We start from the raw sequence: 22,162 nt of genomic DNA, 5'->3' as shown, positions 1-22,162 counted from the left end.
CTACCTTCCTAATAACTCAGCTAAATCTTTAATTGCTTTCCTCACTTCTGGCGGTTCATTAACTTCATCTTCTGAGGCAGAAATACGACCAGATGAGTCATAGCCAATATCATCAATCCTAGCCATGTAAATCTTATCATCCTGCTCAATTTCTAGCTGATTTTCTGCTGTCAAAGGTATATCCCGCTTTTCTAGAAGAACCACGCTAGTTTTTACAGCAGCACCATAGGGTCTAAATGTTTCTTGTGGTAAACTCACAACTGCCTTCAATCTTGCCCAACGTAAAATCCAATCTCTAACATCCTGCATGGAACTATTTGCTAACACTCCATCAGGTAAAAGAATTGCTAACTTACAATTTGGTGCTAGAAATTCAAGACAACGATTTAAAAAAGCAACTTCTTGAGGAATACTTTTAACAACCTTGCCATTTTTCTTTGTCACCCCATCCCGTGAAGCAAAATCCTTCAAAATATTATCATTTGTCAATTTAGAACCAAATGGAGGATTAGTTAAAATCATCGTTAAACCTCCCAGATAAAACCCAGGACGTTCTGGAAGTCCTTCTGTAATTCCTCCTGTAATGCTACCCAATCTTTCCAGTGAATCCATAACCTTTAAATCGGCATATTGTGCGCCATTCATTAAAGTGTTAACTCGCGCTACGTGCATGACATTTCGAGAATATTCAGCCCCAAATAAATGATTATCTCGAAACTTGATAAACTCTTCCGTTGGTTCTTCAGGATTAATCCCTTCCGCACTACCACCATTATTTGCTATTGCTTTTGCATATTCCTGTTTACGCACATAATCCAAAACGTGGGTTAGCATCCGCGCTGAACCGCAAGCAGGATCACCAACATAATCATTTACTGTTGGTTGCAAAATTCCTACCATTAAATTAATTACTGGTGTAGGTGTGAAATATTGCCCCAAATCATCGCGGAAAGTCTTACTTAAAAAGTCCTCAAATACCCCACCTTTGACATCTGCTGAAGATTTTCGCAAACTCCAAGGCTGTAAACGCTTGACAATTTCCATTGTGGTGTGAGGCTTGAATTGCAAAACATCAGCTTCATTAAAAGCCAACCTCACACCCAAATCATCACCAAATTTTTTCGCTAGTGTATCCCGTTCCCACTGCTTTGCTTTTTCAAAAGTGTCTCTGACTTGAACTAATAAACGTTCTGGGTCTGTTTCATTACTGACACTAAATACATAAGCCCGTGATTCTCCTGTTTGCTTTACTAAGTCAATTGTTGCTTGTTCGTCGTACCACTTAGCAAACAAGAATTTAACCATTGCATCAACGGCTTCTTGTGGTTGCAAACCTTCATTATCTCTGAGAATAGAATGACATCCAGAACGGGTATCTCCCAAAACCTCCCGAAACTTATCACGGGATAGTGGTGTGAGTCCGGTTTGAATCCCATCTGCTTCACTGGGATTAAGAATTACAGTATAAGGACTATGGTTTGCAGCTTCACGGGCGCTTTCATACTTTGGTAAATCACCTATAGGTTCTAATTTGCTGGGATAGTCCAGGTTACGACGATAAACTTCTGTATATTGACCACTAGTTAAAATTGCATAACGAGGAAATGGTGAAGCGGGTTTTACCCGCCCTATTTAAGTCACATTAACTAACTCAAAACCCAACTAACCAAAGTTCTCACCCCGAAACCGGTAGCACCAGCACCGTTATAGCCATTTTCCTTATCAGCCCAAACAGGACCGGCAATATCCAGGTGCGCCCAAGGAGTATCCTTAACAAACTGCTTCAAAAACAAAGCCGCAGTAATAGAACCACCGTAGCGAGGTCCGGTATTTTTCATGTCCGCAATACCCGATTTTAACCCTTCAAAATACTTTTCTTCCATCGGCATCCGCCAAATTTTCTCACCTGCTGCTTCTGAAGCGGTTTGTAGTTGGGAAGCTACTGTATCATCAGGTGTAAATAAACCAGCGATATCATCACCCAAAGCCACTACACAAGCACCTGTGAGAGTTGCTAAATCAACGATCGCATCTAAACCCAATTTATCCGCATAAACCAAAGCATCAGCCAAGGTTAAACGCCCTTCAGCGTCGGTATTGTTGACTTCGATTGTTTTGCCATTTGATGCGGTTAAGATATCTCCTGGGTGCATTGCCTTACCGCTAATCATATTTTCGGTGACGGCTGAGATAAAGTGAACTTCCACATCTGGCTTTAGCTGCCCGATAGCTTTAGCAGCGCCTAAAGTTGACGCAGCGCCACCCATGTCAATTTTCATGGTTTCAATACCGCTACCAGCGCCTTTAATGTTTAAACCACCGGAGTCGAAAGTTAAACCTTTACCAATAATCGCTAATTTGCGTCTGGGTGTAGTAGCTGGTTTGTAAGTGAGGTGAATAAATTTAGGTGGTAATTCAGAAGCTTGGGCTACTCCTAAATATGCCCCCATACCTAATTTTTCACAATCTTCTTTTTCCAAAATTTGTAATTCTAAACCGTGTTCCTGAGCTATTGCTTGGGCAGTTTCTGCCATTGTAATCGGTGTCACAGCGTTAGCTGGGGCGGCTACTAACTGCCTTGCTAAAATTACCCCAGAAACAATTTGTTCTGCACGGGTAATAGCCGCTTCTTGTCCAGCTAAACCCAATAAATCAATAGTTTCGATGTTGGGATTTTTATCTTCTGGTTCAGATTTAAAGCGAGTATCTTGATATAGTGCCAGTTGTGTGCCTTCTGCGATCGCTTGGGCTGTGGCTGCTGGATCGTTGTTGTAAACTGGTAAACTAACTGCCAGAGTTTTGGTTTTTTGCTTTTTGGCAGTGCGAGCGACAGCAGCAGCAACACGGCGTAAAGTTTCTAATTTCAAAGCATCCGGTTTTCCCAAACCTACCAAAATCACCTTCCGCACGGGATGACTAGCACCTAAGCGAATAACGACAGTGCTATGAGGTTTACCTGTAAATTCTTCTTCGGCAATGATTTCTTTGACAATTCCGGCGCATTTCTCGTCTAGAGTCGCTAAATCGCCTGTTAACTCTACTGCGTCTTCAAATAAGCCAACTGCTAAGGTATCACCAGTCCAATCTAATAAAGCTGTATTTGTAGGTTGAATCGTCATTTTTGTAATGTTCTGTAAACCTTCCTTACTTGTACCAGTATTGCTCAAAATTTCCAGCGTGTGGGAACTCCTGTTAAGATAATCCCTATTAGGGATTGTTTACCTACTTAGTAGCATGACTGTATTTTAAAGATTCTACAAATTCATGATCCTTCAAAATCTTATACAAATTCACATCTTCCTCTAATAAACAAGCATGACCACTATCAGGTAAGATTAATTTCTTAGGATTAGGTAAAATCTGATCTAACCGTTCCACTTCACTCACAGAAGGTAACAAGCGATCGCTCCCTCCAGCTATTAATAATACCTCTTGCTTTAATTTTTGCAATCTTTCCTCTTCAACTTGAAACTCCCGCAACAATGACAACCGCCAATTTACCGTTTCTGCGGGTAAAGAACGCATGGTTCTCAGCAGTTCATGGCGAATACTACTAGACATCCGTGATAAAGATGCTAAAAATGGTAGTAATCCTAATGCACCAATATCATAAAACCAAGATGGCACAAAGTCAGTCAGTTGAGATAAAGAATTGAGCCAAGGACGTAATTGAAAGGCTGAAGCAGGATTAATTAAAATAATACGTTTGAATAATTGTGGTGATTGGGTAGCGACTTTCATAGCTAAACAACCCCCAAAAGACTCACCACACAGGTAAACAGGACGGTGACAACTTCTTTCTAATTCTGCGTGAATTAAGTCTAAAACATTATTGGTTAACACCTCCCAGGTGGTGAGGTCTTGTCTGGGGATCGCTAAACAACGGACATCAAAACCCAATTCTAAGCCAGCAGTTTGCGATCGCAACATTTGACCAGTTCCATCCATTCCTGGTAAATAGACAAACAGGGGATACTCTGGTTGTACTCTTTTGGGAGTTAGGAAACAAGGTTTAAGTTCAATGTTTGTCATTTTGCCCGTGTGTCTCTATCTATTTGACCTTGTTTAACTGTACCGTTTCACTGCGAATTCTGGGGACTGGTGACTGGTGACTGGTGACTGGGGACTGGTGACTGGGGACTGGTGACTGGTGACTGGTGACTGGTGACTGGTGACTGGTGACTGGTGACTGGTGACTGGGGACTGGTGACTGGTGACTGGTGACTGGTGACTGGTGACTGGTGACTGGTGACTGGTGACTGGTGACTGGTGACTGGTGACTGGTGACTGGTGACTGGTGACTGGGTAAAAATAACTAATAACTAATGACTAATAACTAATGACTAATAACTAATGACTAATAACTAATAACTAATAACTAATGACTACTAACTAATGACTACTAACTAATGACTAAAATCAGCTTTTCGAGATAAAAATCGGCCAAGTCTGAAACTATGATTACAGATTTTAGTGAAGTTTGAATGAATTATATATAAATAAGTGAAATCGCTTAACCGATCCTTCACAAACTCGCTCAAGCTAGGTAATTGTTAATTGGTGATTCAATTTTAGATTTTAAATTTTAGATTTTAGATTGTATTGAGATTTTATTTCTCTGACTACAGCCTCAAATCTCCACACTAAAAACTAAAATTGCCTTAACCAGTCAGTTCCCAGCACCAATTAATTATCCCATTAGTTACTGTATCTTTTGTGAAAAATATCGTATTTTTTCTTGATGTGATTTTTACATTTCTTTACTTTCAACTGTCACATCTATGGTTAACAATAAGAGGCACTATCACTGAGCAATGTATAAATTACAGATTTAGCTTGCTTTTTTGAATTTTGGTTTGTTGAATGGATGATCACAACTGAGGAATAAACAGTTTACAACATGATTAACAACAACTATTTCCAGTGATTTGAGGATCAATGAGTAGAATTTCTAGATATGGCAAAACAATGATTAAGGTAATAAATTTGCTAAGATTAAGATATTGTTTGAAAAAAATAGTGGCAATATTATATAATTACCTGGCTTTACAGGAGCAACTAAGCAACAAAACTGTTTAATAATTTGTTTTTTAATTCCTATGAATCTAGAAAATAAAACTTCAAAAACCTTTGCCCTGACTACACCTCTCTACTATGTAAACGATGTTCCCCATATTGGTAGTGCGTACACCACAATGGCAGCGGATGTAGTAGCCAGATTTCAACGCTTGTTAGGAAATCAGGTACTGCTGATTACCGGTACAGATGAACATGGGCAAAAAATTCAGAGGTCAGCAGCAAGTTTAGAAAAACCACCACAGGAATTTTGTGATCAAATAGTACCGAGTTTCATCAACTTGTGGCAGGTTCTAAATATTCAATATGATCGCTTTAGTCGCACTACCGCTTTAAACCATCACGCGATTGTAAAAGAATTTTTCCAAAGAGTTTGGGAAAATGGCGACATTTACCAAGGACAACAAAAAGGCTGGTACTGCGTATCCTGTGAAGAATTTAAAGAAGAACGAGAACTGTTAGACGGCAAACGCTGCCCTATTCATACTACCAAAGAAGTAGAGTGGCGAGACGAGCAAAATTACTTTTTCCGGTTATCCAAGTATCAAACCCCGCTAGAGGAATTTTACCAGTCTAGGCCAGATTTTATTCAACCTGCCAGTCGCCGTAATGAAGTCCTCAGTTTTGTCAGTCAAGGTTTACAGGATTTTTCCATTTCGCGGGTAAATCTGGATTGGGGTTTTCCTGTACCTGTAGATCCTCAACATACCCTTTATGTGTGGTTTGATGCTCTGCTGGGTTATGTAACCGCATTATTAGAACCAGATGCAGAACCAACTTTAGCGAATGCTTTAGAAAAATGGTGGCCGATCAATCTCCATCTGATTGGTAAAGATATATTGCGGTTTCATGCAGTGTACTGGCCAGCAATGCTGATGTCAGCCGGTTTACCTTTGCCAGAAAGAGTATTTGGCCATGGATTTTTGACTAAAGATGGTCAAAAGATGGGGAAAACTCTGGGTAATACCCTTGATCCTGTAGCCTTAGTTGAAAGTTATGGTAGTGATGCCGTTCGTTATTACTTCCTTAAGGAAATCGAATTTGGCAAGGATGGAGATTTTAATGAAATTAGGTTCATTAATGTTCTCAATGCAGATTTGGCCAATGATTTAGGTAATTTGTTGAATCGCACTTTGAACATGGTGAAGAAATACTGCGCTGGTAAAGTTCCATCAATCGCTCCAGAAGTTATTCCCGCTGAGAATGCTTTAAAAGCGATTGGTTTAGGGCTGGGGGAACAGGTGAAACAATCTTATACAGCTTTAGCTTTCAATGAAGCTTGCTACGTTGTGTTGTCATTAGTTCAAGCCAGCAATAAGTTTATAGATGAACAAGCACCTTGGACATTATATAAACAGGGAAAACAGGAAGAAGTGGAAGCGGTGCTGTATACGGTTCTTGAATCAGTAAGACTAGCAGCTTATCTCCTTTCCCCAATTATTCCCAACATTAGCAGCGATATTTATCAGCAACTAGGCTGGGGAATCAATTTTAACAATCAAAAAGAAAGTTCAATGGTTGCACCTTTTACTACCCATGCAACATGGGGCGTACTATCAGATAAACAACAGTTGGGTACACCTCAACCAATTTTTAAACGGATAGAACTACCAAAAAACAATTAACACTTTCCATTTTTGATTGAGTGTAAAAACCTAATCGGGGGCCTACTTTGTTTGTTGGCCCCGGAATTTATCATAAGCCAATCTAGCAAGAGCGTAAAAGTTAATGATTTCTATCGGCAATAACATGGATAACAACCGAGGTATGACAATGATGTTGAATAATTTGGAAAATGACTCGATTTTTTCGCCGGAACAGGTTTTAGAAAATCGGGGTCGGGTGGCGATATTTATTGATGGCTCGAATTTATTTTATGCGGCTTTACAGTTAGGAATCGAAATTGATTATACTAAGCTTTTGTGTCGATTAACTGGAGGTTCTCGACTATTGCGGGCTTTTTTCTATACTGGTGTAGACCGCACAAATGAGAAACAGCAGGGATTTTTGTTGTGGATGCGTCGCAATGGTTATCGAGTCATTGCTAAGGATTTGGTGCAGTTACCGGATGGCTCAAAAAAAGCTAACCTAGATGTGGAAATAGCTGTGGATATGATGGCGTTAGTCGATTCCTATGATACCGCAGTTTTGGTGAGTGGTGACGGCGATTTGGCTTATGCTGTAAATTCTGTCAGTTATCGGGGTGTCAGGGTTGAAGTGGTGAGTTTAAGATCGATGACCAGTGATAGCTTAATTAATGTGAGCGATCGCTATATTGATTTAGAAGCTATCAAGGAAGATATTCAAAAAACACCCCGTCCAGGTTATCCCTATCGACCATTATCTAGTATGGGATTCTTGGACGATCCTAGAGATAGTCAAGGACATTTAGAAATTCCAGAATAATGCAAAATCCACAAGGCGGGAATCAGCGGAGAGAATGTTCACAACTTCAGAGGGGAAGTAAATCTCACTCCCCCCGCTTCTATTCTTATATTTTACAAATGCTGAGAAATTTCTCTTATCTGTCTTTAATTTTATTATTGTTACTTGGCTTATATTCTTGCGGAAATCCATCTTCTGTAAAACCAGAACAGGAAAGTTCAGCTAACCAAAATACAGATAGTAAGTTAACTTTTTTCGGTGTGGCTTTAGAACAGTTTGATGAAGAAGGTAGACCTATTTGGAAAGTCCAAGCTCAACAAGCCAAGTATACCAAAGAAACAGAAATTGGTGAAGCCCAAAATCCCCAAGGCGAACTTTATCAAGATGGCCAAATAGTTTATACAATTAAAGCCGAAACAGCCGATATTAAGCAAGATGGTAAACAACTGTTACTCAAAGGTAAAATTCTGGCTATAGATCCACGGAATGGAGTAGTATTACAAGGTAATGAATTAGAATGGCGACCTGAAGAAGATTTATTGATTGTTCGTAATCAATTTAATGGTAATCATAAACAATTAAAAGCCACAGCACAGGAAGCAAGAGTAAAAACCCGTGAACAGCGAATAGAATTTTCGGGAAAAGTCGTTGCTATATCAGGTGATCCGCAATTACAAATGCGAACTGAGCAGTTAGTTTGGCTTCTTAAAGAAGAAAAATTAATTGGCGATCGCCCTATCGAAATTGACCGTTATCAAGATAATAAAATAACTGATCGTGGTAGAGGAAATGGTGCTGAAGTCAACCTAAAAACTAAAGTTGCTACTCTTAAACCCCAAGGCCAATTACAGTTACTAAATCCACCGATGCAGATAATTAGTAACTCAATGACTTGGAATATTAACCAAGAAATAGTGAGAACAAATGCCCCTGTGCGTGTGGTTCATCAAGCTGAAAATGTCACTGTAACTGGCAATAAAGCAGAAATGAAAATACCAGAAAAAACAGTTTATTTAACAGGCAATGTAAATGCCGTGGGCAAAAAGAGTCAATCTTTAAAATCAAATCAACTCACTTGGTATTTAGAGAAAAAATTATTAGAAGCACAGGGAAATGTAGTTTATCGTCAAGTTGAACCACCATTAAACTTTCAAGGTACAACAGCAGTCGGTAATCTGGAAACAGAAAATATTGTTGTTAAAGGTGGTGGTTCGGGTAATAGAGTCATCACAGAAATTATTCCTCAAGATTAAACTGGTGACTGGTGACTGGTGACTGGGTAATCAATTTTATTTTTCCCAATTACCAATTACCAATTACCAATTACCAATTACCAATTACCAATTACCAATTACCAATTACCAATGACTAACCTCTATAAACAATTTCATTACGACTGGGTACACCTAATTTTGGTAAAGAATTTTTAGGTGAATGGGGAGTCAGGGCTGTAGGAACACCAGTATATACTTGTAATTGTTTCACCAGATGTTGTAAAAGCTGATCTTGTTCAGAGCGAAAACTGGGGACATTGTAACCGCGATTGATAATAGCAAACCAGACTAAACCGCGATCGCGTGTGGGTAAAACTCCTGCTAAAGCACTGACATCGCTGAGAGTTCCAGTTTTCATCACAGTTGCCGAGGGCATACTTCTAAACTGCATTGTGCCACGATTATCAAAGCCAGAGGTAGGGAACAAATCAGCTAAGGTCAAATTATGGGCGGATGCTTGGCGTTGTAGTGCCATAAACATAGCACAGACGGCTCTAGGGGAAATTTTATTTTCTCTTCCTAAACCAGAACCATTAATTAATTGAATTTCCGACTGTGGAACCATAGCTAGTTGAGCAGCAGTAGATTTAACTACATTTGCCCCTCCCACTGATTGAGCTAACATCTCAGCTATGTCGTTGTTACTGTAAACATTCATCTCTTTAATGAGTTGATGTAGGGGTAAAGAAAGATGACGTACCAGTAAAGTTTGTTTAGGGTTAGGTTGTGCTGTCACCTGCACCGTACCATTAATTACTACTTGGGGTTTAGGTGTTCCCTTGGGCATTCGGGAATATTGGTAAATTACAGAACGATTCCAACTTTTGTGGTTTAAAGCTTGTTTGAGTAATTGACCTGCTGCGGTAGGATTAGTATAGAAATTCATGGCAAAATTGCCAGTAATTACCAAATTTCCCTTGACTTGCTTAATACCGATTTTATTGAGAGCATTACCAACAGCGATCGCTTCCTCTCCGACAAACATCGGATCACCACCAGCAGTAATCACCAAATCACCCTGTACTACCCCATTAACTATAGGACCTGTAGCACTAATCAAAGTTTCAAATTGATGGTTTGGTCCCAAAATTGTAAAAGTTGCTAATGAAGTGGCCACCTTAGTTAAAGATGCTGCGGGTAGAGGAATTGTACCTTGGTGATTAGCCATTAACATCGGACCCGACTGCAACCAAACTCCCTGTTGCTGGATCAGATTTTCCGTTACCAGCTTAGAAGTCATCAACTCCTTGAGATATTCCTGTACTGTCATAGCTCCGGCTGGGTTGGGATCAGGTGCAATAACAAAGCCAGGACTACTTTGCCAAGCCAATGCTTGTAAAGCATTTACAGGTTGGATTTTGACTCCAGCCATATCGAGCCAAAGTGAAACCAAACCTGAACCTAATAATTCCAGCATATTTAATTCCTCTATCTTTTTTCAGATATCTAATAATTGTTTGCAGTGTTGGCATATTATGCCTTTTAATTCCACTTCTTACTATCTGGAAAACTTGCCACCAGGAAAACTCAATCATTAGTCATTAGTCATTAGTCATTAGTCATTAGTCATTAGTTATTAGTTATTAGTTATTAGTTATTTTTATCCAATCACCAGTCCCCAATCACCAGTCCCCAGCGATGCACTGAGCTTGTCGAAGTGTCCCCAATCACCAATCACCAATCACCAAATTACTTTCTTTCTGGATGGGCTGTTTCCTCTGGGGTAGGAATACCTAACTTATTAATCGCTGCAATCATCTGATACAAACGCCCCAAATCTCTTTGATTGAAGTATAAAACAAGGCGGGGTAAATCAGAGGTTTCATCTTGACCTTCTTGAGGTAATACCTGACTTTTTTCAATTTTGCCTTGAACCAGAATGTCTTTAAATTCATTATTTAATTGTTCCACCAATTCATTTGATAACTCGTGTCTGAGACGAATCACCAATAGATCACCTACGTAGCGGCTAGAGTGATAAACTTGGTAAAAACGGGTAATGGCATTGCAAGCCACCTCTAGATTATCTGTAACTGTGTACAGACTAGGATCTTCTGGACTCACAAGACCTTTTGCCACCAATTGCTCATCAATATATTTACTCCAAGAGTGCCAATAATCACCACCAGGAGGATCGATGAGAACCACAGGAACAGGACCGAATTTACCTGTTTGGCTTAATGTCATACATTCAAAAGCTTCATCTTGAGTGCCAAAACCACCGGGAAACAAAGCTACAGCATCACTTTCTTTGAGCAAAAAGAGTTTGCGGGTAAAGAAATATTTAAAGTGAATGAGTTTAGGATCACCTTCAATAAAAGGGTTAGCCTGTTGCTCAAAAGGTAACTGAATATTTAAACCAAAAGAATTGTTTCTTCCTGCACCTTCTTGGCCAGCTTGCATGATACCACCACCACCACCTGTCATCACCATAAATCCTAGTTGAGATACAGCGCGAGCAAATTGAACTGCCATTTGGTAATCAGGGGTTTCTGGTGCTAAACGAGCAGAACCAAAGATAGTAACTTTGCGAGTGTGTCGATAATCATAAAAGAGTTGAAAGCCTCTTTCCATATCTGCTAAAGCCGCAGACAGTATCTTCCAATCAAGACGATCAATTTCACTATCAGCTAAACGAACTATGGTAGCAAGTGCCTGCTGGATAAATTGCCGATGTTTTAAGGTCGGTAGACGATCTATTAATTCAGCAATATCAGCTTGGAGGGACTCTAGTATTTCAAAGGACTCTTGAGAGGTCATGAGAACTGCCACAACAATGGCATTATATTTTATGTGAACTACCTACGCTGCCGCAAGCGGAAACATTTACCCAAAAGGGGTTTGTATAATTTAGGTGGTCATAGGGTCAAGATTTTTCCGGGTTCCCCAAAAATCATCAATTGCAAATTGTCTGTTTTGTTGTGCAGAAAGTTTTCTAGAGACGCAAACTTTGCGCCTCAGAAACCAATTAACAAATACTTACCTAAAACACGACAAATCAATTAAATTTGTAAGCAGTTGAGGTTTAAAGATGTTTTTCCAAAGTGGTAGCCAAGGTAGATTTAGGCACAGCACCAACTACCATATCCACTTTTTGTCCATCTTTAAAAATCATTAATGTGGGAATGCTGCGGATACCATACTGACTGGCAACTTGAGGGTTTTCATCAGTGTTAACTTTCACTACCTTGAGTTGACCTTCATACTGACTGGCGATTTCCTCAACCACAGGAGCCACCATGCGACAAGGACCGCACCAGGGAGCCCAGAAGTCAACTAAAACGGGTACTTCGCTATCTAGTACTTCCTGCTTAAAACTAGAATCTGTAACTTGTGCTGCTGCTGACATTCCTAACAACCTTTGCCTATTATATTTATGAGTTTAGTGAAAATTCTACCATAGCAAAAACATCAGCTTGGGAGTGAAGGATGTACATTTGCAAAGAAGCTATGGAATTTATGGATAATTATAAGGAACCGCCCGAACATTAGTCCGGGCGGAGTGTGGTGTGAGGAGTGAACGGAAACATTTGTCTCCGCTATTTCTATTGTAGGCTACAGTTGGGATTTTTCCAGTGATTGTTTAGGTTTGCTGGGAAAAAATTTTTGTTTGAGGGAACAGGGAACAGGGAACAGGGAACAGGGAACAGGGAATAGGAAGTAACATATTATTCTTCCCAGTCACCAGTCACCAGTCACCAGTCACCAGTCACCAGTCACCAATCACCAGTCACCAATCACCAGTCACCAGTCACCAGTCACCAATCACCAGTCACCAGTCCCCAGTCCCCAGTCCCCAGTCCCCAATCACCAATCACCAATCACCAGTCACCAATCACCTATTTATTTACCCATACCCAACTGTTGGGCTTTTTGGTAAACTTTGCCTTCTGTCAACAGAGAGGGAGCAATAACTACTTCTACTTGCTGCATTTCTTTTAGGTCTTTTGCTCCTAATGTACCCATGCTGGTTTTTAATGCGCCAAGCAGGTTGTGAGTACCATCATCTAATGCTGCTGGACCTCTGAGTATTTGTTCTAGAGTTCCAGTTGTACCCACACGAATACGAGTACCACGGGGCAGCACTGGGCTAGGAGTTGCCATTCCCCAATGATAACCCCGTCCTGGGGCTTCTGCGGCTCTGGCAAAGGGTGAACCAATCATTACGCCATCAGCACCGCAAGCAATACATTTACAAATGTCGCCACCGGTGATTAAACCACCATCGGCAATGACAGGTACATATTTGCCCGTTTCTTGATAAAAGTCATCTCTGGCAGCGGCACAGTCGGCAACTGCTGTGGCTTGGGGTATACCCACACCTAAAACCCCACGGGATGTACAAGCTGCACCGGGTCCAATCCCTACTAACACTGCGGATGCACCTGCTTTCATTAAATGCAAGGTGACTTGATATGTAACGCAGTTACCCAAAACTACGGGAATAGGCATAGACTGGCAAAACTCTGCTAAGTCTAAAGGTTTAATAGACTCTGGAGAAAGGTGATCTGTAGAAACTACTGTAGCTTGGATAAAAAATAAATCAGCCCCAGCTTTAGCTACTACTTCACCATATTTGCTTGCTCCTACCGGTGTTGCACTAACTGCCGCAATACCGCCTTGTTGTTTAATTTCCTGAATACGTTTTTCAATGAGTTCGGGCTTGATCGGTTCGGCATAAAGTTCTTGCATCAGTCCCACAAATTCATCTTTGCCCACTGAAGCAATGCGATCTAATATCGGATTTGGGTCATCATATCGCGTTTGAATACCCTCTAGGTTAAGAACTCCTAAAGCTCCTAACTGGGATAGACGCACCGCCATACCAACATCTACTACACCATCCATTGCACTAGCAATAATGGGTATTTCTCGTTCAATATTACCAATTTTCCACTTTGTATCCGCTAGACTCGGATCTAATGTTCTGTTACCGGGGACTAAAGCTATTTCGTCAATGCCGTAGGCTCGGCGAGCCATTTTTCCCCGCCCAAGTTGAATTTCCACTCTTTCATTTTTCTCAAATCTGTTTAAGCTAGGGTATCAAATTGTGGGGATTTTGGCAGAGATTTTTTTAAATTTAGGAGTTCAGGAGTTCAGAAGTTCAGGAGTAAGGAGTTCAGGAAAGAATATAACTTTTGCCTTTTGCCTTCTATTCCCTGTTCCCTGTTCCCTATCTCTTTCTAGATTGAATTTTGTCAAAAATAGCACCATCATCAAAAAATTTCTTCTGCACAGCATCCCAACCACCTAAACTACCGACTGTATAAAGTTTGCTGATTCTGGGAAATTTATTTTGTACTTCTTTGGTTACAGTTGGGTTAACTGGTCTAAAACCAACTTTGGCAAATTCTCTCTGGGCTTCTGGTGTAAATAAAAACTTGACAAACGCTTCTGATACTTCACGAGTTCCGCGTTTATCTACGTTTTTATCAACTACTGCTACGGGTCCTTCTATGGATATATTCGTGGAAGGTACTACATAGGATGTATCTGTTTTTCCTTGTTGTGCTGCTAAAATTACTTCGTTCTCATAGTTGATTAGTACATCACCTTGATTTTTTTTGAAAAAAGCGTCACTTGATTCTCTGGCATCTTTAGGTAATACTACTACATTTCTAAATACCTGTTGCACAAAGTTGAAGGCCTGGTTTTCGTTGCCTCCATTTTGTGTTATTGCACCCCACAAGGCCAAAAAATTCCACCTTGCACCACCAGAAGTTTTAGGATTTGCTGTGACTATTTTTACCCCTGGTTTGGTGAGGTCGTTCCAGGTTTTGATACCTTTGGGATTTCCAGGACGGGTTTCTAATGCTACTACGGAACGGGTAATTATTGAGTTGTTGGGCGCTTCTTTTTCCCAACCACGGTTAATTAAACCTGCTTGTTCGATTTTTTTTGTGTCTAGTCCTAGTGCTAATGCTACTACATCGGCTGGTAAACCATCAATGACTGCGCGAGTTTGAGAACCAGAACCACCATAGCTTTCTCTAATGACCACATCCTGACCTTTTTCCCGTTTCCATTTGGCTACAAACTGCGGAATGATTTTGCTGTAAGCAGCTTTTGTTACTGCGTAAGTCACCAAGGTAATTTCTACTTTTTTGCTCTGTTGACTAATTAGGGTCTTTTGAGTTGTAGTCCCGGCAAATACGGGCAATAACGTATTTGTACTAAAAGTAATTGCTAAAACTACGGTTGATGCAGTTTTTACGGGCAAAAATTTTGCTGCTTTCTCAAAATTGTATGTCATTGGAGATTTTTCCTTCGTCCTTAAATAAACTACGGTAATTCGATAGGAATAATGTAATTACTTATAAAAACAGAGCTTATCAGATGCAATTGCGAAAATCAAGACGTAAAATACAAAAAATCTATCGGTAAACAAGTGTATTTATTTATATAATAAATTTGTAAACTTTGTATAAAGTAAAGTTATAAATAATTCTCTTATATGCAAATATTTAAATGTGATCAAAGAGAGATGTCACCGGAATCTGCTATAATCCCCATATTTTCTATCGAAAAAGTGCTGTTTTACTCTTGCGTTTATAACCCATATCTGCAATTATCTTGTATTATGTTCATTAAATCCCGTAATCCTATCGGGTAACTGTAGATTTTGAGGAAAAGAAATGAGTTGGTGGCAACGCGCACTAAAACAATTACAACGTAAATTAAGCGTAAATTCACTTAAAAGTTTTTTATCCCTATTTGTAGTGGGAATATTCTTGGGTTTGGCAGTTGCAGCTTGCTCTGGGACAAATGAGGGTGGTTCTACTCCAGGTAATTCGGCTACGACAAAACCAAAAAATGTAGAATTAACTTTGGTATCTTTTGCTGTCACCAGAGATGCGTATAAAGCCATTATTCCTAAATTTGTCGCCAAATGGCAACAAGAGCATAACCAAACGGTTACATTCAAGGAAAGCTATGGCGGTTCTGGTTCTCAGACTCGCGCTATTGTTGATGGTTTACCAGCAGATATTACTCACTTAGCGTTGGCATTGGATACCCAAAAAATTGAGAAAGCAGGTTTAATTCAACCAGGATGGGAAACAGAAGTTCCCAATAATGGTATTGTTTCATCATCTGTAGCTGCATTGGTGACTCGTGAAGGCAACCCCAAAGGTATTAAAACTTGGGCAGATTTAGCAAAAAATGATGTTAAACTGATTACTGCTGATCCGAAAACATCGGGGGTAGCACGGTGGAATTTCTTAGCTTTGTGGAATTCAGCCATTAAAAGTGGAGATGAAGCAAAAGCTGTTGAATTTGTGACTACTGTTTACAACAATGTGCCTGTTTTGACTAAAGATGCACGTGAAGCTACAGATGCCTTTTTTAAACAAGGTCAAGGAGATGCTTTAATTAATTATGAAAATGAAATCATTTTGGCACAGCAAAAAGGTTTGAAGGTCAACTATAGTATCCCTGATGTGAATATTTCCATTGATAATCCTGTGGCAGTGGTAGATAAAAATGTTGATCAAAATGGTACTCGTGAAGTAGCAGAAGCATTTGTCAAATATTTATTTACCCCAGAAGCACAACAGGAATTTGCTAAAGTTGGTTTTCGACCTGTGGATGAGACGGTAGCTAAAAGCAAAGAATTTTCTGAAAAATATCCTCCAGTGAAAAGTTTGAGTACAGTTCAAGAATTAGGTGGTTGGGATGCTGTGCAGCAAAAATTCTTTGCTGATGGGGCTATTTTTGATCAAATTCAACAAGCTAAAAATAAGCAGTAATTAGTTAGTTTCAGTTATCAGTTTAATCTCATGTTTTGGGAATTTTGAATTGGGAATTTTGCATCATTTATGGCAGTATCTACAAGCGGTAAGAGGGAGAGAAAACCCTTTATTGGCAAAGAGTTTTTAGATAAAGTAATTCGTCTACCTTGGACTTGGCGAATTACAATTTTATACCTAGCTTTCATGTTGTTTCTGCCTATTGCGGCTATGTTTTTCAAAGCTAGTACAGAACCACCTGCAAAGTTTTGGGAAATTGCTACCAGTGAATTAGCATTGGCAACTTATAATGTAACTTTTGTAACTTCATTTTTGGCTGCTGCTGTTAATGGTATATTTGGTACATTAATTGCTTGGGTATTGGTAAGGTACGATTTCCCTTTAAAGCGAATTTTTGATGCTACCGTAGATTTACCCTTTGCTTTGCCGACATCGGTAGCAGGTTTAACTTTAGCAACTGTGTATAGTGATAATGGTTGGATCGGTTCTTTACTTGCACCTTTAGGTATAAAAGTTTCCTTTACTCGTTTGGGTGTAGGTGTGGCGATGATTTATATATCTTTGCCGTTTGTGGTGAGGACCGTACAACCTGTATTGCAAGAGATGGAAAAGGAACTTGAAGAAGTAGCTTGGAGTTTGGGCGCTTCTCAGTGGACAACTTTTACAAAGGTGATTTTACCGCCTTTATTTCCCACAATTTTAACTGGTATTGCTTTGGGTTTTTCCCGTGCAGTGGGTGAGTATGGTTCGACGGTAATTATTGCTTCTAACACACCGTTTCAAGATTTAATTGCACCAGTGTTAATTTTCCAACGTTTAGAACAATATGATTATTCAGGTGCAACGGTGATAGGGGTTGTTTTATTGGCAATTTCTCTAGTTTTACTCTTAGCAATTAATTTATTACAAGCTTGGGCAAGAAGATATGACAACAGGTAAACCAAAGCAAAGTTGGGTTCCAGGGGTTTTAATTGGGATAGCTGTTGCTTATTTATTTCTGGTGCAGTATATCCCAACTATTAATGTGTTTTACCAAGCTTTTAAAAACGGAATTGGACCATTTTTTGAGAATTTGAGTAGAGTGGACTTTCTCCATGCTGCTTGGTTAACTCTATTATTAGCTGTGATTTCTATACCTATCAATACTGTTTTTGGTTTGTGTGCAGCTTGGGCGATCGCTCGTCATAAATTCCCTGGTCGTGCTATTGTTTTAAGTATTATTGATCTACCTTTTTCTATCTCTCCAGTTGTTGCAGGTTTGATGATTGTTTTACTCTATGGTAGACAAGGTTGGTTTGGTCCTTGGCTGCAAAGTCATGATATTCAAATCATTTTTGCTTTTCCAGGAATGGTTTTAGCTACTTCTTTTGTGAGTATGCCTTTTGTTGCTAGGGAAGTGATTCCGGTTTTGGAAGAGTTTGGGAAAGACCCGGAAGAAGCAGCGAAAACTTTGGGTGCAAATGAGTGGCAAACTTTTTGGCGTGTGACTTTACCTAGTATTCGTTGGGGTTTACTCTATGGTTTAATTTTAACAAATGCCAGAGCTATGGGTGAATTTGGGGCGGTTTCTGTGGTGTCTGGTAATATTGCTGGTAAAACCCAAAGTTTGCCTTTGTTTGTGGAAGATGCCTATAAGCAATATGAGACGGAAGCAGCTTTTTCGGCAGCGGTTTTGTTGGCATTTTTGGCGGTGGTAACTTTGGTGGTGAAGGAAGTTTTGGAGAGGAAAACTCGTATTAAGGATGTGGAGTAATTGGTGATTGGTGATTGGTGATTGGTGATTGGGTAAAATATAATCCGTATTAAGGATGTGGAGTAATTCTTACTTTGCGCTGACACAAAGGAAAGAGGTTTTAGAGGGATTTTGTGTGAGTTTTCAAATTTTCAAAGAATTGGAATTAAGAAAATAGGATCAAGATTGTAAATTGCTGGGCAGGTGTTTTTATGAGTGATGAAAATATTTTGATAAGTCAGAGAATTAGGGTGAGAATTACCAAGGATTATCATCAAGAACCTGTTATTTCTCGTCTGGTTTCTGATTATGGTTTAACTATCAATATCAAAGCTGCTTTTTTAGGTCAGGATGCTATTAGTGATGGTTGGTTTGATTTAGATTTACAGGGAACTGAAACGCAAATTTCTAATGGTTTAAGTTATCTGCAAGAGTTAAAGTTAGAAGTTTGGGATGAGGATAGAATAGGTAATTGGTAATATCAAATATCACCCTAACCCCCCTTTTTTAGGGGGGCTTATTTTTATTTTATTTCTAGGTTTAACTAAGACACTCTGCTAGGTCTTTTTCTGGTGTGGTGATAAGTTGTAAATGATAGGTTTCTGATAGCAATTTGACAAGGTTTGCTGATAGGAATGCGGGAAGGGTTGGCCCGATGCGAATGTTTTTGATGCCTAAATAAAGTAGAGTTAATAAAACAGCGATCGCCTTTTGTTCATACCATGATATTATCATTGATAATGGTAGTTCATTCACTCCTACTTCAAAGGCATTTGCTAAAGCTACGGCAATTTGAATTACTGAATAAGCATCATTACATTGTCCCACATCTAATAATCTGGGAATACCGCCAATATCACCTAATTGTTTATCAAAAAAGCGGAATTTTCCACAACCTAATGTTAATACTACACAATCACTAGGAACTTTTTCTACTAAGTCGGTGTAGTAGTTTCTGCCTGGTTTTGCACCATCACAACCACCTACTAGGAAGAAGTGTTTGATGTCTCCTGATTTTACAGCATCAATTACTGTATCTGCAACTCCTAAAACCGCATTTCTGGCAAAACCTGTGGTTACTATTCCTTTGTTTTCTTCATCTGTAAAACCTGGTAGTTCTAATGCTTTATTAATGATGGGTGAAACATCAGAAATACTCAAATGTTGTAAACCAGGATAACCCACTGGACCTAATGTAAATACTTTGTTTTTGTAAGTTTCATGGGGTGGTACAAGACAGTTTGTAGTCATGGCGATCGCACCAGGAAATTTTTCAAATTCATGGGTTTGATTTTGCCATGCTGTACCATAATGTCCATAAAGATGGGGGTATTGTTGTTTTAATTTTGGATAACCATGCGCTGGTAATAATTCCCCATGAGTGTAAACTTTAATTTCTGTTCCTGCGGTTGCTTCTAAAATAGCTTTTAATGCTAATAAATCATGTCCAGAAACGAGAATTGCTTTTCCTTTTATATGTCCTAATTTTACAGGTGTGGGTGTGGGATGTCCAAAGGTTTCTGTATTTCCTGCGTCTAAAAGCTGCATTGCTGTCAGGTTAATTTCCCCAATTTTTAAAGCTAAGTTTAACCAATCTTGTAAAGTTTTATCTTGGTTATCTAAATCAGCTAAAACTTCATGGCAGAATGTATATAAACCTTCATCATGCTGATTTAATTCTAAGGCATGAAAAGCATAAGCAGCTAAACCTTTTAAACCATATAATACTGTAAGTTTGAGAGAGAAAATATCAACGTTATTTGCAGATTGACTGATAAATTCAAATTCTAAATCTTTACCTTGTTGAATTTGATCTGTTAAACTACTGGCAGGTTGGAAAGTGTTAATATTGGAAACAACAACTTTATTACCTAATGCTTGAATTTTTAATTTGAGACTGTCACGCAGTGCGATCGCCCGATTCACAAAAGCGATAAAATCAGAAGTTGTAAAATTCACATTGGTTAATGTGGAAAATAGCATCTCACAGGTAAACTCATCGGTGTCACGAGTATTAATACCTAAAGATTTTGCTTGTAATGCTATTTGGGAAAGTCCGCGTAAACAATGTACTAATAAATCTTGTAAAGCATCTACTTCGGGACTTTTACCACACGCACCCCACTGATGACAGACATCTCCACGGGTGGTTTGTTCACATTGGTTACAGAACATAATTCGTTCCTCAACTCTTGATGCTTACAGTGTAGTGATTGCGATTGAGGATATCCTTGATTTAAGTCAAGTGTATTGGTAAAGTTTGGTAAAGTTTTTTCAGTACACAGTTATTAAAAGTTAACTAAACTTAAATAACACAAAAACTAAAGTAATATACTATACTAAAGAATAAGATTGAATATGAAACCTCACAGTAAATACTCAGTAAATAATATATTTTATGAATCAACAATCTCGAAATAACAAAAACATTAAACTAGAAAATCTCAAAAAGATAACCAGTAATGGCTTTAATATTGAAGATGCAAGTGATAAAAGTGTTGATTTAGCATTTCTCTCTTTAAAAATTGCGCTAGAGGCTTACTTTTCTACGTATCATTGTTATGGCGGTCAATTTCATTTGATAACTGATGATAGTTACAAAGATTTACCAGATTTTTTAACATATAGCGATATTGTAGGAGTGTTAGTTTTATCAAAATATTGTGAAGCATACACAGAGTGTATAATTCATTTTCATCATTTTGCTGAATTAGTATTAAAGAATTTTCTAAGGCATGATAATCCTTTATTTGTAGTTTCTCCATCTAGTGAAAAAAATATACTTTTAACAATACAAAATTAGTAAAAATGAATTATCTTTAGAAGATGAAAAAGATTTAAAAACAATTACCTTTTCGGAATCTTTAACAGCACTTTTATCTCTAATCAAGAATATAGAAAATGATTATTATGAAAAATTATCATTTATAGTTGATAATAAAGAAATATTGGAAACATTAAATAATTTAAGAAATACAATTTGGCATCGTGGTTTATATATTCTTAATTATGAAGCTTTAGACGAATTTATTGGGAGGTATATCCTTCCTTTTGTTGATGAAGTAATAAACCATGAAAATTATCTTGGACGTAGAAATTTCTGGAATTATGAAGAATTAGATTGTGGAATAGACCCAATTAAAGAGATTATTAACCATTTCCAGGAAGTTAAAGAAGGGGAATCTTATAATTTAGAGAAAATTGCTTTTTTTAAAGAATTAGGTAGAGCAGCTTATAATGTTAATATTCCTTGGTTACAATATCAATCATCAATTGAGAACAAAGCTCTTATTGTTATTAAAGATAATGATTATAATCAGATATGCAAATGTCCAGTGTGTGGTGTTAATTCTCTAATAATTTATAAAGAGATAGACTATGAAAGAGATCCTTATAATGATGAAATTGTTCACATCTTATCCTCTTGGCCTATTCATGTTAGGTGTGAATGTTGCTCATTTGAATTACATCATGACATCGGAAACGCTAGTCAATATGGAATTGAAGGAATAAGAGATTTCTGGATATAGTATATTATTTAAAAAGTAGGGAGGCAAAATTATATATAAGACAATCTCACGTAATTATTGCTATTCGCTGATTACTGATAGCTGACTGCTGAATACTAACAAATTAAATTGCTATAATCAAAGTATCAACCTTAATCATCAACTATAATGACCATCAAAGAATTACTCTTACAAGAAATTGATAATACTCCCCAGGAACTACTAGAGGATGTTTTAAGTTTTTTGCGATCGCTCAAAACAACACCACAAGCATCCCTAGCTACATATCAGGAACTATTGGCAAGAATTGATTATTTAGAAGCAATAGTAGGTATTCGCAAAGGATTAGATGAATTTAAGCAAGGGGAAGGAATACCAGCAGAAGAAGCTCTAGCAACTTTAAAGAATAAATTTAACATTCCTCCACGCCCATGAATT

The 22,162-nt window shown here is 38.5% G+C and carries 18 protein-coding genes and 1 pseudogene; 10 read left to right on the top strand and 9 right to left on the bottom strand.

All coding sequences use genetic code 11. From position 1 onward, the window contains the following. The 3 genes from H6F45_RS02075 to H6F45_RS02065 form a co-directional block, all read right to left on the bottom strand. The gene (locus H6F45_RS02075) at nt 1-1,383 is read right to left on the bottom strand and encodes an N-6 DNA methylase (RefSeq protein WP_190346331.1); all 1,383 of its coding nucleotides are present in this window, start codon (nt 1,381-1,383) and stop codon (nt 1-3) included. A gap of 263 nt (nt 1,384-1,646) precedes the next feature. After that, nucleotides 1,647-3,119 (bottom strand): leucyl aminopeptidase, encoded by a 1,473-nt coding sequence (locus H6F45_RS02070; RefSeq protein ID WP_190346330.1) that lies wholly within the window; start codon nt 3,117-3,119, stop codon nt 1,647-1,649. 103 nt (nt 3,120-3,222) lie between these two features. Beyond that, nucleotides 3,223-4,032 (bottom strand): alpha/beta hydrolase, encoded by an 810-nt coding sequence (locus tag H6F45_RS02065; protein WP_096566736.1) that lies wholly within the window; start codon nt 4,030-4,032, stop codon nt 3,223-3,225. A 1,067-nt stretch (nt 4,033-5,099) separates the two neighbouring features. On the opposite strand from H6F45_RS02065, the gene metG reads away from it, so the two are divergent. The 3 genes from metG to lptC all read left to right on the top strand — a co-directional run bounded on the left by metG (nt 5,100) and on the right by lptC (nt 8,714). Continuing rightward, the gene (gene metG / locus H6F45_RS02060) at nt 5,100-6,701 is read left to right on the top strand and encodes a methionine--tRNA ligase (RefSeq protein WP_190346329.1); all 1,602 of its coding nucleotides are present in this window, start codon (nt 5,100-5,102) and stop codon (nt 6,699-6,701) included. Between the two features lie 151 nt (nt 6,702-6,852). After that, complete coding sequence (locus H6F45_RS02055) at nt 6,853-7,482, top strand: NYN domain-containing protein (protein WP_096572612.1); 630 nt, start codon at nt 6,853-6,855, stop codon at nt 7,480-7,482. Next, nucleotides 7,482-8,714, top strand: coding sequence for an LPS export ABC transporter periplasmic protein LptC (gene lptC / locus H6F45_RS02050; RefSeq protein ID WP_190346328.1), 1,233 nt, complete (start codon nt 7,482-7,484; stop codon nt 8,712-8,714). Before H6F45_RS02055 ends, lptC begins: the two co-directional genes overlap by 1 nt. Nucleotides 8,715-8,829: 115 nt before the next feature. On the opposite strand, the gene H6F45_RS02045 is transcribed toward lptC, so the two are convergent. The 5 genes and pseudogenes from H6F45_RS02045 to H6F45_RS02025 form a co-directional block, all read right to left on the bottom strand. Continuing rightward, entirely contained in the window at nt 8,830-10,152 is a 1,323-nt protein-coding gene (locus tag H6F45_RS02045) for a D-alanyl-D-alanine carboxypeptidase (RefSeq protein ID WP_137666186.1), read from the bottom strand. A 272-nt stretch (nt 10,153-10,424) separates the two neighbouring features. Beyond that, entirely contained in the window at nt 10,425-11,495 is a 1,071-nt protein-coding gene (locus H6F45_RS02040; RefSeq protein ID WP_096566729.1) for an LOG family protein, read from the bottom strand. A 265-nt stretch (nt 11,496-11,760) separates the two neighbouring features. Next, a pseudogene (gene trxA, locus H6F45_RS02035) lies at nt 11,761-12,096 on the bottom strand (thioredoxin); the annotation flags it as partial. 482 nt (nt 12,097-12,578) lie between these two features. Next, a complete protein-coding gene (locus H6F45_RS02030; protein WP_096566725.1) occupies nt 12,579-13,742 on the bottom strand; it encodes a GuaB3 family IMP dehydrogenase-related protein in 1,164 nt (387 codons plus the stop codon). Nucleotides 13,743-13,908: 166 nt separating this feature from the next. Continuing rightward, nucleotides 13,909-14,988: a sulfate ABC transporter substrate-binding protein gene (locus H6F45_RS02025; protein WP_096566723.1), complete on the bottom strand. Its 1,080-nt coding sequence runs from the start codon at nt 14,986-14,988 to the stop codon at nt 13,909-13,911. A 382-nt stretch (nt 14,989-15,370) separates the two neighbouring features. Between H6F45_RS02025 and H6F45_RS02020 the strand changes: the two genes are divergently transcribed. The 4 genes from H6F45_RS02020 to H6F45_RS02005 all read left to right on the top strand — a co-directional run bounded on the left by H6F45_RS02020 (nt 15,371) and on the right by H6F45_RS02005 (nt 18,694). Beyond that, the gene (locus tag H6F45_RS02020) at nt 15,371-16,483 is read left to right on the top strand and encodes a sulfate ABC transporter substrate-binding protein (protein ID WP_096566721.1); all 1,113 of its coding nucleotides are present in this window, start codon (nt 15,371-15,373) and stop codon (nt 16,481-16,483) included. 69 nt (nt 16,484-16,552) lie between these two features. Next, nucleotides 16,553-17,422 (top strand): sulfate ABC transporter permease subunit CysT, encoded by an 870-nt coding sequence (gene cysT / locus H6F45_RS02015; RefSeq protein WP_096566719.1) that lies wholly within the window; start codon nt 16,553-16,555, stop codon nt 17,420-17,422. Beyond that, on the top strand, nt 17,409-18,236 hold the full coding sequence (cysW, locus tag H6F45_RS02010; RefSeq protein WP_137666191.1) for a sulfate ABC transporter permease subunit CysW: 828 nt from the start codon (nt 17,409-17,411) through the stop codon (nt 18,234-18,236). Before cysT ends, cysW begins: the two co-directional genes overlap by 14 nt. Nucleotides 18,237-18,427: 191 nt before the next feature. Next, entirely contained in the window at nt 18,428-18,694 is a 267-nt protein-coding gene (locus tag H6F45_RS02005; RefSeq protein WP_137666192.1) for an NIL domain-containing protein, read from the top strand. Nucleotides 18,695-18,755: 61 nt separating this feature from the next. Here H6F45_RS02005 and hcp read toward each other — a convergent pair whose 3' ends face one another. Then, entirely contained in the window at nt 18,756-20,390 is a 1,635-nt protein-coding gene (gene hcp / locus H6F45_RS02000) for a hydroxylamine reductase (RefSeq protein ID WP_190346327.1), read from the bottom strand. Between the two features lie 223 nt (nt 20,391-20,613). Between hcp and H6F45_RS01995 the strand changes: the two genes are divergently transcribed. The 3 genes from H6F45_RS01995 to H6F45_RS01985 all read left to right on the top strand — a co-directional run bounded on the left by H6F45_RS01995 (nt 20,614) and on the right by H6F45_RS01985 (nt 22,159). Continuing rightward, on the top strand, nt 20,614-21,018 hold the full coding sequence (locus H6F45_RS01995) for a hypothetical protein (protein ID WP_190346326.1): 405 nt from the start codon (nt 20,614-20,616) through the stop codon (nt 21,016-21,018). Nucleotides 21,019-21,163: 145 nt separating this feature from the next. Beyond that, nucleotides 21,164-21,745 carry a hypothetical protein gene (locus H6F45_RS01990; RefSeq protein ID WP_190346325.1) on the top strand — a complete coding sequence of 194 codons (582 nt, stop codon included), beginning with the start codon at nt 21,164-21,166 and terminating at the stop codon, nt 21,743-21,745. 147 nt (nt 21,746-21,892) lie between these two features. After that, nucleotides 21,893-22,159 (top strand): prevent-host-death family protein, encoded by a 267-nt coding sequence (locus tag H6F45_RS01985; protein ID WP_190346324.1) that lies wholly within the window; start codon nt 21,893-21,895, stop codon nt 22,157-22,159. Nucleotides 22,160-22,162: the final 3 nt, after the last annotated feature.

Origin of the sequence: Sphaerospermopsis sp. FACHB-1194 (assembly GCF_014696235.1) — a bacterium.
GTDB lineage: Bacteria > Cyanobacteriota > Cyanobacteriia > Cyanobacteriales > Nostocaceae > Sphaerospermopsis > Sphaerospermopsis kisseleviana.
The sequence above is the reverse complement of the archived record's forward strand: the minus strand, read 5'-3'. Positions and strand labels throughout refer to the sequence as shown.